Source organism: Microbacterium sp. X-17, assembly GCF_039615055.1.
Genome location: NZ_JBDHNI010000003.1, coordinates 135,878 through 147,788 on the forward strand (window position 1 = coordinate 135,878; position 11,911 = coordinate 147,788).

Annotated in this window: 10 protein-coding genes and 1 tRNA gene; 2 read left to right on the forward strand and 9 right to left on the reverse strand. The window is 72.2% G+C overall.

Annotated elements, in window-relative coordinates; genetic code table 11:
* Positions 1-16 precede the first annotated feature (16 nt).
* The 6 genes from thrB to argS all read right to left on the reverse strand — a co-directional run bounded on the left by thrB (position 17) and on the right by argS (position 7,537).
* The gene (gene thrB / locus ABCS02_RS14975; protein ID WP_345836466.1) at positions 17-979 is read right to left on the reverse strand and encodes a homoserine kinase; all 963 of its coding nucleotides are present in this window, start codon (positions 977-979) and stop codon (positions 17-19) included.
* Positions 976-2,097 carry a threonine synthase gene (gene thrC / locus ABCS02_RS14980; protein WP_185277986.1) on the reverse strand — a complete coding sequence of 374 codons (1,122 nt, stop codon included), beginning with the start codon at positions 2,095-2,097 and terminating at the stop codon, positions 976-978. The genes thrB and thrC overlap by 4 nt, the downstream gene beginning before the upstream one ends.
* A complete protein-coding gene (locus tag ABCS02_RS14985) occupies positions 2,097-3,452 on the reverse strand; it encodes a homoserine dehydrogenase (RefSeq protein ID WP_345836467.1) in 1,356 nt (451 codons plus the stop codon). The genes thrC and ABCS02_RS14985 overlap by 1 nt, the downstream gene beginning before the upstream one ends.
* Entirely contained in the window at positions 3,449-4,864 is a 1,416-nt protein-coding gene (lysA, locus tag ABCS02_RS14990; RefSeq protein WP_345836468.1) for a diaminopimelate decarboxylase, read from the reverse strand. The genes ABCS02_RS14985 and lysA overlap by 4 nt, the downstream gene beginning before the upstream one ends.
* Before the next feature lie 140 nt (positions 4,865-5,004).
* On the reverse strand, positions 5,005-5,829 hold the full coding sequence (locus ABCS02_RS14995) for a DUF2993 domain-containing protein (RefSeq protein WP_345836469.1): 825 nt from the start codon (positions 5,827-5,829) through the stop codon (positions 5,005-5,007).
* Between the two features lie 4 nt (positions 5,830-5,833).
* Positions 5,834-7,537 carry an arginine--tRNA ligase gene (argS, locus tag ABCS02_RS15000; RefSeq protein WP_345836470.1) on the reverse strand — a complete coding sequence of 568 codons (1,704 nt, stop codon included), beginning with the start codon at positions 7,535-7,537 and terminating at the stop codon, positions 5,834-5,836.
* Between the two features lie 99 nt (positions 7,538-7,636).
* Between argS and ABCS02_RS15005 the strand changes: the two genes are divergently transcribed.
* Both ABCS02_RS15005 and ABCS02_RS15010 read left to right on the forward strand, forming a co-directional pair.
* Entirely contained in the window at positions 7,637-8,248 is a 612-nt protein-coding gene (locus ABCS02_RS15005) for an iron ABC transporter ATP-binding protein (protein ID WP_345836471.1), read from the forward strand.
* A 60-nt stretch (positions 8,249-8,308) separates the two neighbouring features.
* A tRNA-Arg gene (locus ABCS02_RS15010) sits at positions 8,309-8,381 on the forward strand.
* 64 nt (positions 8,382-8,445) lie between these two features.
* Here the strand turns inward: ABCS02_RS15010 and ABCS02_RS15015 are convergent.
* From ABCS02_RS15015 to ABCS02_RS15025, 3 genes are all read right to left on the reverse strand, one after another.
* A complete protein-coding gene (locus ABCS02_RS15015; RefSeq protein ID WP_345836472.1) occupies positions 8,446-9,351 on the reverse strand; it encodes a trypsin-like peptidase domain-containing protein in 906 nt (301 codons plus the stop codon).
* A 122-nt stretch (positions 9,352-9,473) separates the two neighbouring features.
* Complete coding sequence (locus ABCS02_RS15020) at positions 9,474-9,743, reverse strand: HPr family phosphocarrier protein (protein ID WP_345836473.1); 270 nt, start codon at positions 9,741-9,743, stop codon at positions 9,474-9,476.
* A gap of 55 nt (positions 9,744-9,798) precedes the next feature.
* Positions 9,799-11,865, reverse strand: coding sequence for a fructose-specific PTS transporter subunit EIIC (locus ABCS02_RS15025; protein ID WP_345836474.1), 2,067 nt, complete (start codon positions 11,863-11,865; stop codon positions 9,799-9,801).
* Positions 11,866-11,911: the final 46 nt, after the last annotated feature.

Consider the following 11,911-nt stretch of genomic DNA (forward strand, 5'->3'; position numbering starts at 1 on the left):
ACAGGCGCTTCTGACGCTACGCCGCCGGTGTGTCCGCGTCCTCGGTGGCCACCGCGATGACCGTCGCCCCCTTGAAATCGACCGCGAGCATCAGGGGCTGCCAGGCCGTCTGTGCCTCGCGGGCGACGAGCTCCGCCGCGGCGAGCCGCTGGCTCGGGTCGCTGCAGAGCACGAGGATGGACGGGCCCGCGCCCGAGACCACGGCCGCGAAGCCGTTGGACCGCAGCAGCGTGATCAGCCGGTCGGTCTCCGGCATCGCCGAGGCGCGGTAGCTCTGGTGGAGCTTGTCCTCGGTCGCCGCGTGCAGCAGCTCGGGGCTCTGGATGAGCGCGGCGACCAGCAGGGCCGAGCGCGAGACGTTGAAGACGGCGTCCTCGTGGGGCACCGACTGCGGCTGGAGGCTGCGGGCGAGCGCCGTCGACATGACGTGCTCCGGCACGAGCACGAGCGGCGAGACGCCGCGGTGCACGATCAGCTTCTTGAAGCGCGGACCGTCCGGGGTGACCCACGCGATCGTGAGGCCGCCGAAGAGCGCGGGCGCGACGTTGTCGGGGTGCCCCTCCATGTCGTTCGCGAGCGCGAGCAGCGCCTGGGCGTCGAACTCGACCACGCCCTCCAGCAGCCCCTTGGCGGCCATGATGCCGGAGACGATCGCCGCTCCCGACGAGCCGAGGCCGCGGCCGTGCGGGATGCTGTTGCGCGCGAGGAGGTTCAGCCCGGGCAGCGCGACGCCGACCGACTCGAAGGTGTGCGCGATCGCGCGCACGACCAGGTTGCTCTCGTCCGTCGGGACCTCCCCCGCCCCCACACCGACGACCTCGACGGTCGCGCCCGGCTCGTCGCGCACGCTGACGCGCAGCTCGTCGTAGAGGGCGAGCGAGAGCCCGAGCGTGTCGAAGCCGGGACCGAGGTTCGCGCTCGTCGCCGGGACCTTGACCGCGACCGTGCGGCCGCTCAGGTCTGCGGCGCGCAAGGTCATGCGGACGCCCCGGCGGTCGGGACCAGGCCGAGCACGTCGGCGATGGCGTTCGTGTCGACCGGCACGCTCGTGGGCTGCACGTCGGAGCCGTCGGCGGTGCGGAGGGCCCACTGCGGGTCCTTCAGGCCGTGGCCGGTGACGGTCAGCACGACGGTGGCGCCGGCCGGGATGACGCCGGCGGCCGAGCGCTCCAGGAGGCCGGCGACGCTGATCGCGCTCGCGGGCTCCACGAAGATGCCGACCTCGGCAGAGAGGATGCGGTGCGCCTCCAGGATGCCGGCGTCGTCGATCGCGCCGAAGTAGCCGTCGCTGTCGTCGCGCGCGTTGAGCGCGAGCTCCCACGACGCCGGGTTGCCGATGCGGATGGCGGTGGCGATGGTGTCGGGCTCCTTGACGGCGTGGCCGAGCACGATCGGGGCGCTGCCCGCGGCCTGGAAGCCGAACATCCGCGGCAGCTTGGTGGCCTCGCCGCGCTGCAGCTCCTCGGTGTAGCCGCGGTGGTAGGCGGTGTAATTGCCGGCGTTGCCGACCGGGACGATGTGGAAGTCCGGCGCGTCGCCCAGGACCTCGACGACCTCGAACGCGGCCGTCTTCTGGCCCTCGATGCGGTCGGGGTTCACGGAGTTGACCAGGTGCACCGGGTAGTTGGTGGCCAGGTCGCGGGCGATGTCGAGACAGTCGTCGAAGTTGCCCTGCACCTGGAGGAGCTGCGCGTTGTGCGCGATGGCCTGGCTGAGCTTGCCCATCGCGATCTTGCCCTCCGGCACCAGCACGACGGCCTGGATGCCGGCGTGCGTGGCGTACGCCGCGGCCGAGGCGGAGGTGTTGCCGGTGGAGGCGCAGATGACAGCCTTGGCGCCGTGCTCGACGGCCTTGGAGATGGCCATCGTCATTCCGCGGTCCTTGAAGGAGCCGGTCGGGTTCATGCCCTCGAACTTCACGAAGACGTTCGCACCCGTGCGCGCAGAGAGCGCCGGGGCGGGGAGCAGCGGCGTGCCGCCCTCGCCGAGCGTCACGATCGGAGTCGCCTCGGAGATGTTCAGGCGGTCCGCGTACTCGCGGAGCACGCCGCGCCACTGCCGGCTGTACGACTTCGGCCCATTCGACGACTGGGGCATTACGATCCTTCGACTCGGAGAACGGAAGAGACGGCGGTGACCACGTCGCTCGCGGCGAGCGCCTCCACGGTGGCCGCCAGCGCGGCCTCCTCGGCTTCGTGGGTGCCGATCACCAGGGTAGCGGTGGGTGCGCCCGCGCCGTGAATCGGGGCGTTACCCGGTATTACGACGGAGCTGGTGGTGCTCGGCACGGACTGCTGCACCGTCTCCACGCTCACGCCGCCGTCGCTCAGGATGCGGGCGACGGTCGCGAGCACGCCCGGCTGGTCCTCCACCGACAGGGTGATCTGGTAGCGGGTCACGACGCGGCCGATGTCGAGCACCGGGAGGCCCGCGTGCGTCGACTCGGCGACGCCCGGTCCGCCGACGACGTGCCGGCGGGCGGCGGACACCACGTCGCCGAGCACGGCGGAGGCCGTCTCCACACCGCCGGCGCCGGCGCCGTAGAACATGAGGTCGCCCGCGGCCTCGGCCTGGACGAAGACCGCGTTGTGCGCGCCGCGCACGGCGGCGAGCGGGTGCTCGCGGCTGATCAGGGCCGGGTAGACGCGGGCGGACACGCCCTCCTCGCCGGTCTCCGGATCGACCAGCCGCTCGCAGATCGCCAGCAGCTTGATCACCCAGCCGCCCGCGCGGGCGGCCTCGACCTGCTCGCGCGTGACCGCGGTGATGCCCTCGCGGTAGACCTGCTCCAGCGGCACGGTGGTGTGGAACGCGAGGCTGGCGAGGATCGCGGCCTTCTGCGCGGCGTCGTAGCCGCCGATGTCCGCGGTCGGGTCGGCCTCCGCGTAGCCGCGCTCGGTGGCGGTGGCGAGCGCGTCGGCGAGGGTCTCCCCCGTCGCGTCCATCCGGTCGAGGATGAAGTTGGTCGTGCCGTTGACGATGCCGAGGATGCGGGAGACGGTGTCTCCGGCGAGGCTGTCGCGCAGTGGCCGGATGATCGGGATCGCGCCGGCGACGGCCGCCTCGTAGTAGAGCTGCGCGCCGACCTGCTCCGCGGCCTCGAACAGCTCGGGGCCGTGCGTGGCGAGGAGGGCCTTGTTCGCCGTGATGACGTCGGCGCCGGAGTTCAGCGCCTCCAGCACGTAGCCGCGCGCCGGCTCGACGCCGCCCATCAGCTCCACGACGATGTCGGCGCCGAGGATGAGCGAGGTGGCGTCGGTGGTGAACAGCTCCTTCGGGAGGTCGGCGTCGCGCGGCGCGTCCACGTCGCGGACGGCGATGCCGACGAGCTCCAGCCGTGCGCCGACGCGCGAGGCGAACTCGTCGCCCTGCTCCAGCAGCAGCCGCGCCACCTGGGAGCCGACGGAGCCGGCGCCCAGCAGCGCGACGCGGAGGTTGCGGTATTCGATCATCGGCGGGTGCTCCCGTCTTCGTACGCGGCGTCGCGTGCCAGCAGGTCGGCCTCGGTCTCGCCGCGCACGATGACGCGGGCCGCGCCGTCCTTCACGGCGACGACGGCGGGACGGCCGAGGTAGTTGTAGTTGCTGGCAAGCGACCAGCAGTAGGCACCGGTCGCGGGCACGGCGAGGAGATCCCCCGGCGCGACGTCGCCCGGCAGGTACTCGGCGTCCACCACGATGTCGCCGCTCTCGCAGTGCTTGCCGGCGACCCGCACGAGCGCGGGCGCCGCGGCGGACTCCCGGCCGGCGATCCTGGCCGAGTAGTCGGCGCCGTAGAGCGCGGGGCGGGCGTTGTCGCTCATCCCGCCGTCCACGCTCACGTAGCGGCGGACGGCGGTCTCGCCGTCGTCCTGGGCAGCGACGGTCACGTCCTTGGTCGTGCCGACCGTGTAGAGCGTGAGGCCTGCGGTCCCGATGATCGACCGCCCCGGCTCGAACGCGACCGCCGGGATCGGGATGTCGAGGTCCTCGCAGCCGGCGGCCACGGTCTCCGCGATGCTGCGGGCGAGCAGGTCGATCGGCGCCGGGTCGTCCACGGCGGTGTACGCGATGCCGAAGCCGCCGCCGAGGTTCAGCTCGGGGACGTCGCCGCCCGCGAGCAGCTCCTTGTGCACGGCGAGCAGGCGCGCCGCGGACTCCGCGAAGCCGTCGGCCCCGAATATCTGCGAGCCGATGTGGCAGTGCAGGCCGAGGAAGGCCAGCCCGGCGTGCGAGCGGATGCGCGCGACGGCGTCCGCGGCGTCGGCCAGGGCGATGCCGAACTTCTGGTCCTCGTGCGCGGTGGCCAGGAAGGCGTGCGTGTGCGCGTGCACCCCGCTGTTCACCCGCAGCCGGACGCGCTGGACGACGCCGTGCCGCTCGGCGGCCTCCGCGACGCGCTCGATCTCCTGGAGGCTGTCGATGATGATCGCGCCGACGCCCTCCGCCACGGCCCGGTCGATCTCGGCGAGCGACTTGTTGTTGCCGTGGAACCCGAGCCGCTCGGCCGGGACGCCCGCGGCGAGGGCGACCGCCAGCTCGCCGCCCGAGCAGACGTCGATGTTGAGCCCGGCCTCCGTCATCCAGCGCGCGACCTCGATGGAGAGGAACGCCTTGCCCGCGTAGTAGACCCGGGCGGCGGAGCGGACCTCGGCGAACGCGCGCTGCAGCGCAGAGCGGACCTCGACGGCGCGCTCACGCGCCTCGGCCTCGTCGACGACGTAGAGCGGCGTGCCGAAGCGCTCCGCGAGCTCGGCGACGGGGACGCCGCCGACGACGATCGCGCCCTCCTCACGGTGGACGGTGCGCGACCAGAGACCGGGAGCGAGCGCGTTCGCGTCGGCCGGCTCCCTCAGCCACGGAGGGGCGAGCGGATTCGATGCCATGGGGACAACCTCACGAGTACGGAAAATCACGAGTGGGGTTCTCTCTGGCGAGCGGACCCGGATTGGCCCCTGAAGCCGGTGGAGAAGCTGAAAGCAGTCTATCGACGCGGCGCACACGGGTTCGCCGTGTTACGGGGTCGCTACGAGCAGCTGCCCTTGCTGTGCAGGAACTTCTCGTCCATCACGAAGTTCGAGGCGGTCAGCGTGACGGTGGCGCGATTCGGCGTCACGTGGATGTCGCTCACCTGCACGCCGTCCGGGAGGTACTGCGCGGCGCACAGCGGGAAGGGCCCGCTTGCCGTCAGCGCCTGGATCAGCTTGGTGATGCTCACGTTGCCCGACCCGGCCGAGACGCTGGCCTTGCCCGGGGTGAGCAGGACGGTGGTCCCGTTCGCCTTGGCGGTGGCGCTGACGGTGTAGTCCACCGGGAGGCCGAGCAGGTCGATGCTCCCGTCGTAGCCGAGCACGCCGTCGCCGAGCGTGATGTCGCCCTTCGCGCCGGGGATCGTGACGAGCTTGTTGAGCGAGTCCTGCGATATGGTCAGCGTGCCCGTGGCCGACTGGATCGGCTTGCTGAGGTCGGCCGGCACCCCGGTGGCGTGGATGGCCGCGCTCAGCGGAGCGCCGTTGACGGTCGCGTGCGGCGCCACCAGGTCCACGTCCGAGAAGCTGCCCTCCAGGAACTGCGCGAGCACGGAGAACCCGCCGATGTGCACCGTGACGTCGGCCTTCACCGAGGAGGGCAGGTTCTTCTCGATCTCGGCCGCGACCCGCTGCTCCGCGACCGCGCGCGTCACCGCGTCGGCGACCACCAGCAGGAGGACGACGACCACGACCGGGATCACGATCCACAGCAGGGTCTTCAGCCAGCGCGGGCGACCCCGGCGCACGGGCGCGGCCGGACCTCCCGCCGGCGGCTGCGCGCCGGACAGGACCTCGGTGGACTGATCGCGCTGATCGCTCATGCCGTCACATCCTCTCCGGAGCGGACACCCCCACCAGCGTGAGGCCGTTGCGGACGACCTGGCCGGTCGCGTCGTTCAGCCACAGCCGGGTGCGGTGGGCGTCGGTGACCGGCTCGTCGCCGTGCGGGAGCACGCGGGTCGAGCCGTCGCGCACGGCGTACCAGGCGTGGTACAGCCCGGCGAGCTCCTCGACGTAACGCGCGACGCGGTGCGGCTCGCGCAGCTCCGCCGCCTGGGCGACGACGCGCGGGAACTCCTGGAGGCCGCCGAGCAGGGCGCTCTCGGTCTCGTGGGTGAGCAGCTCCGGCTTGAAGACGCTGCGGTCGACCCCGGACTTGGCCGCGTTCGCCGCCACCGAGCGGGTGCGGGCGTGCGCGTACTGCACGTAGTAGACGGGGTTCTCGTTGCTGCGCTTGGTGAGCAGGTCGAGGTCGATGTCGAGCTGCGAGTCGGTGGAGGAGCGCACCAGCGAATAGCGGGCAGCGTCCACGCCGACGACGTCGACCAGGTCGTCGAGCGTGACGATGGTGCCAGCGCGCTTTGACATCTTGACCGGCTCGCCGTCCTTGACCAGGTTGACCATCTGGCCGATCAGGATCTGGAGGTTGACGTGCGGCTCGTCGCCGAAGGCCTCCACCATCGCCATCAGCCGGCCGATGTAGCCGTGGTGGTCGGCGCCCAGCATGATGATGTTCTGCTCGAAGCCGCGCTCGCGCTTGTCGAGGTAGTAGCCGAGGTCCCCGGAGATGTAGGCGGGCTCGCCGTTCGAGCGCACGATGACGCGGTCGCGGTCGTCGCCGAAGGTCGTGGTGCGCAGCCAGATCGCGCCGTCGGCCTCGAAGATGTGGCCGAGGTCGTCCAGGCGCTCGATCGCGCGCTCGACGGCGCCCGACTCGTGCAGCGAGTCCTCGTGGAAGTACACGTCGAAGTCGACGCCGAACGCGTGCAGCCGGTCCTTGATCTCCTGGAACATCAGCTCGGTGCCGAGGCTGCGGAAGACCTCCTGCTGCTGCTCGCGCGGGAGGGCGGCCAGGTCGCCGACCTCCGGGTCGCCGGCGGCACGCGTCGCGACCTCGGCCGCGATCTCCCCGATGTAGGCGCCGCCGTAGCCGTCCTCCGGCGTGGCCTCGCCGAGGTAGGCGGCGAGCAGGCTGCGCGCGAACCGGTCGATCTGCGAGCCGTGGTCGTTGAAGTAGTACTCGCGCGTCACATCGGCGCCCTCGGCCTGCAGGATGCGGGCGAGGCTGTCGCCGACGGCCGCCCAGCGCGCGCCGCCCAGGTGGATGGGGCCGGTCGGGTTCGCGGAGACGAACTCCAGGTTCACCAGGAGGCCGTCGTAGAGGTCGCCGCGGCCGTACGCGTCGCCGGCCTCCAGGATGGTCTGGGCGAGCTTGCCGGCGGCCGCGGCCTCCAGGCGGAAGTTGATGAAGCCCGGGCCGGCGACCTCGGCCGAGGAGACGCCCTCGATGCCGGAGGCGCCCTCGGCGATCTCGCCCGCGAGCTCGCGCGGGTTGGCGCCGAGCCGCTTGGCGAGCCGCATCGCGACGTTCGACGACCAGTCGCCGTGCTCGCGGTTCTTCGGGCGCTCCAGCGGGATGTCCTCCGCCGTGATCGTCAGCTCGGGGATGCTCTCGTCGGCCTCGCGTCGGCGGCTCACCACGGTCGTCACGATGGCGAGCAGGGCGGCGGAGAGGTCAGCGGGAGTCATGAAGAACTAGTCTACTGGCGCTTCCGAGGCAACCCGTTCCCGCTCTTGATAGGGTGCGATGCGACACGCACCGGGACGACACGGAAGACGCACAACCGCATGCAGCAGCACACAGCACGGACCCTCGCCGCCCTCGCGATCGCCGCCGCCGCCGTCACGCTCGTGGGCTGCACGCCTGCCGCGAAGCCGAACGCCACGGCGTCCTCGTCGGCGCACGCGGGCGGCTCCACGGCCGACCCCGCCGCGACGCCCACACCGACGCCGACCCCCACCCTGCCGCCGACGCCGGTCACCCTGACCTGCGACCAGGTGGTCACGGCCGACCAGCTCTACGCCTACAACCCCAACTTCTCGACCGACCCCGGCTACGCCCCGGGCGACGGGACGCTGGAGAAGCAGGTCGCGGACTGGAAGGGCGTCACCTGCGCCTGGAAGAACCAGACCAGCGGCGACGTGGTCCAGATCGCCGTGGCGATGCCGCCCGCAGACAGGCTCGAGGGGCTCAAGAACACCGCGATCACGGTGGCCCAGCCGGTTCCCACCTACGGGACGCCGCCGCAGGTGGAGGGCTACTTCAAGCCGGGCACGGCCGGCCAGGTGCAGATCTTCCGCGGCAAGTACTGGGTGGTCGCCGAGTCGACCGCGTTCTTCGAGCCGGGCGACGCCGCGCCGCTGATGCAGAGCGTGTTGGGCAACCTGCCCGCGAGCTGAGCGGGGCCCGGCCTGGACGGGCGCCGCGCGAAAGGATGCTAGCCTGGACGGGCACTCCTGGCCCCCATAGCTCAGGGGATAGAGCGTCTGCCTCCGGAGCAGAAGGCCGTAGGTTCAAATCCTACTGGGGGCACCGAAAGCAGAATGAGAAGGCCCCTCCCGCGGGAGGGGCCTTCTGCTGTACTCAGCGCGTCGGCTCAGGCGCCGGCGACCGCATCCCGGAGCGCGTACACCGCCTGCGGCAACGGAGCCGCGAACAGCGCCGTCCCCGCGCACGCGCCTCCCCCGCCCGGCGCGCTCTCGCAGCGGGAGGTCACGGCCCAGATCGAGCCCACCCCCGACGACTGCACGTCCTTCAGCCACGGGCCTCCGCTCGCGCCGTGGGTGAAGGCGCAGGCGGCCCTGGCGTCGGGGGCGTAGCTGTTCACGCGGGTGGTGGAGACGTCGCAGCGCTGGGCGGTCTGCCCGGTGTAGGGCGCGAGCACGGGGTAGCCCCAGATCTGCACGTTCGCCTGAGCCTGGGCCGCCCCCGCCACGACGGCGTTGCCGCCCACCCGGTTCGCGAGCTGCTGCCCTCCATTCGCTGCGAGCCGGACGAAGGCGTAGTCGTGGTCCCACTTCTTGCTCTGCGTCCACTCGGCGGAGGCGCCCACCGCCGTGCCGGACCAGTAGCCGTGCGCGGACGGCCCGTTGTTCCAGCCGGGGGCGAACAGGAAGTTCGTGTAGTACGCGTTGCCCGGGCCGCCGGGGTGCACGCAGTGCCCGGCGGTGATGAGCAGGTTCTTCGTCGCGCTGTTGACGACGGTCGCGGTGCAGGAGGTGTCGCCGCCCGGCGTGCGGAGGAACAGCCTCCCGACCGTGTGGTTGACGGCCGTGGTGATTCCCCAGACCAGCGCCCGCTCGCCTGACGGAGCGGGCGATCCCTCGTCGGCCGGGAGCTCGTCGGCCGGGAGTTCGTCGGCCGCCGCCGCACGCAGCCTCTCCTCCGACCAGTAGCCGTGCGGATCGATCACCGGCTCCGCCGCTGAGGCGGGCACGAGACCTCCCGCCGTCAGCGCGGCAGCCACCGCGATCGTGGCCAGTCCTCGAGTGAGCGTGCGCATCCTGTTCCCCCTTCCCGCTCCTGCGTCCCTGTCGGACGCGACTGCGGAGCGGTCGTGTCCTTCGACGCTAGGGCGGGGAGGCGGCGGGCCGCGTCGGCCCTGCGAGGGTGCCGGCTCAGCCGCTACTCGGTGTCGAGGTCGGTCTCCAGGAGCACGACGAGCTCGTCGAGTGCGACCTCCGCGCCCGGGGCGTCCGACTTGAGGGTGACGACGGTGCCCTTGCTCGCGGCGAGCCCCATCAGGGAGAGGATGCTCGCCGCGTTCAGGTCGGGGCCGTCGCCGGCGGCGATCGTCACCGGGATGCCCTTCTCCTGGACGGCCTGCACGAACAGCTTGGCGGGGCGGGCGTGGAGCCCGGAGGTGCTGGCGACGGTGGCGCTGCGCTGGGTCATGGTTCTCTTCTTCGGTGGTCGTGGGTGATGACGGAGGTGAGGGCCGCTGCGCCGGTCAGGCCGCGACGGTCGCGGGGACGGGCTGCTCGGCCTCCGCTGCGGCGCGGGTCACGGTGCGGGGCGCCGCGAACCGCTTCAGGCCGACCACGAGGACGGCCGTGACGAGCGTCCCGGCCGCGAGCGCCAGGAGGAAGCCCCAGACCGGGTCGATCGCGAAGAACACGAAGATCCCGCCGTGGGGCGCGCGCGACCCGACCCCGAAGGCCATCGCCAGCGCTCCGGCCACGGCGCCGCCGGCGAGGTTCGCCGGGATGACGCGCAGCGGGTCGGCGGCGGCGAACGGGATGGCGCCCTCCGAGATGAACGACAGGCCGAGCAGCCAGGCGGCCGCCCCGTTCTCCCGCTCCACCTGGGTGAACCCGCGGCGGTAGAGCACCGTGGAGGCCAGCGCCATCCCGAGCGGCGGCACCATGCCGGCGACCATGACCGCGGCCATGATGTGGAAGCTGGCATCGGTCTGCGCGGCGAGGCCGGCGACCGCGAAGGCGTACGCAACCTTGTTGACCGGGCCGCCCAGGTCGAAGCACATCATCAGGCCGAGGATGACACCGAGGAAGATCGCGCCGGCCCCGGAGAGGCCGTTCAGGAAGGCGGTGAGTTGGGTCATCAGCCAGGCGATCGGCGCGCCCAGGATCAGCAGCATCAGGCCGGAGGCGATGATCGAGGCGCCGAGCGGGATGATCACGACCGGCATCAGGCCGCGCAGCCAGCGCGGCACGGCGGGGCGGCCGATCAGCCACGCGGCATAACCGGCGAGGAGGCCGCCGATCAGGCCGCCGAGGAAGCCCGCGTTCATGAAGACCGCGATGGCGCCGGCGACGAATCCGGGTGCGATGCCCGGCCGGTCGGCGATCGCGAAGGCGATGTAGCCGGCCAGCGCCGGGACGAGGAAGCCGAGGCTCACGCTCCCGATCTCGAAGGCGATCGCGCCGAGGTAGTAGCCAAGGCCTTCCGGTGGGAGGTTCCAGATCGCGTAGTGCGTCAGCGTGTAGACGGCGTTGTTCATGCCGGAGCTGCCGTGCGCGAGCGCGATGCCGTAGCCGCCGAGGAACGGCAGGAAGCTGATCGCGATGAGCAGGCCGCCCCCGGCGACGAACGGGATCATGTAGCTGACGCCGGTGAGCAGGATGCGCTTGAGGTTCGCGCCCCAGGAGAGGTTCGCCGCGGGCGACGCGGCGGACGAGCCGCCCGACGCCGTCACGCGTGCGCCGTTCGGGTCGGCCGCGACGGCGACCGCCTCGGCGATGAGCTGGTCGGGCTGCTCGATCCCGCGCTTGACGGTGGAGCGCACCACAGGCTTGCCGGCGAAGCGGGCCTCCTCGCGCACATCCACGTCGTTGGCGAAGATCACCGCGTCCGCGTCGTCGATGATGCTCTGCGGGATGGCCTGGTAGCCGCTGGAGCCCTGCGGCTCGACGGTCAGAGCCACGCCGTTCTTGGTGCCGGCGGCGGTGAGCGCGTCGGCGGCCATGAAGGTGTGGGCGATGCCGGTGGCGCACGAGGTGACGGCGACGATGCGGGCCGGGCGGCCGTCGATCAGGAGGGCGGCGTCGGCCTCGGCTGCGGCGGCGGTGGATGCCGCAGCGGGCTTCGTCGCAGTGGTCGCGTCGCCCTCGCCGATGGCCTCGTCCACGAGCGTCACGACGTCCTCCGGGGACTTCGCGGCGCGCAGGCCCGAGGTGAACTCCTCGGTCATCAGGCTGCGCGCGAGCTTCGACAGGACGGCGAGGTGGGCCTCGGCCGCGTCCGCGGGCGCGGCGATCAGGAACACGAGGTCGGCGGGGCCGTCCGGCGCCCCGAAGTCCACGCCGGGCTCCAGCCGCGCGAACGCGAGCGTCGGGACGGTCACGGACGGGCTCTTGGCGTGCGGGATGGCGATGCCGCCCGGCAGGCCGGTCTCGTCCTTCTGCTCGCGGGCCCAGGCGTCCGCGTACAGGGCGTCGGCGTCGGTGGCGCGGCCTTCGGCGACGACGCGCGCGGCGAGTGCGCGGATGACGTCGCTCTTGTCGCCGGCCGCGTTGTCGAGGCTGACGAGTGCGGGGGTGATGGTCTTCAGTGACACGGTGTCCTCCAGGTCGGGGGATGAACTCCGCCGGGGATGGGTTCCG

Excerpts from the sequence above, each read along its gene's own strand:
- thrB (WP_345836466.1), bottom strand. The coding sequence starts at position 979 with ATGACCTTGCGCGCCGCAGACCTGAGCGGCCGCACGGTCGCGGTCAAG.
- thrC (WP_185277986.1), bottom strand. The coding sequence starts at position 2,097 with ATGCCCCAGTCGTCGAATGGGCCGAAGTCGTACAGCCGGCAGTGGCGC.
- ABCS02_RS14985 (WP_345836467.1), bottom strand. The coding sequence starts at position 3,452 with ATGATCGAATACCGCAACCTCCGCGTCGCGCTGCTGGGCGCCGGCTCC.
- lysA (WP_345836468.1), bottom strand. The coding sequence starts at position 4,864 with ATGGCATCGAATCCGCTCGCCCCTCCGTGGCTGAGGGAGCCGGCCGAC.
- ABCS02_RS14995 (WP_345836469.1), bottom strand. The coding sequence starts at position 5,829 with ATGAGCGATCAGCGCGATCAGTCCACCGAGGTCCTGTCCGGCGCGCAG.
- argS (WP_345836470.1), bottom strand. The coding sequence starts at position 7,537 with ATGACTCCCGCTGACCTCTCCGCCGCCCTGCTCGCCATCGTGACGACC.
- ABCS02_RS15005 (WP_345836471.1), top strand. The coding sequence starts at position 7,637 with ATGCAGCAGCACACAGCACGGACCCTCGCCGCCCTCGCGATCGCCGCC.
- ABCS02_RS15015 (WP_345836472.1), bottom strand. The coding sequence starts at position 9,351 with ATGCGCACGCTCACTCGAGGACTGGCCACGATCGCGGTGGCTGCCGCG.
- ABCS02_RS15020 (WP_345836473.1), bottom strand. The coding sequence starts at position 9,743 with ATGACCCAGCGCAGCGCCACCGTCGCCAGCACCTCCGGGCTCCACGCC.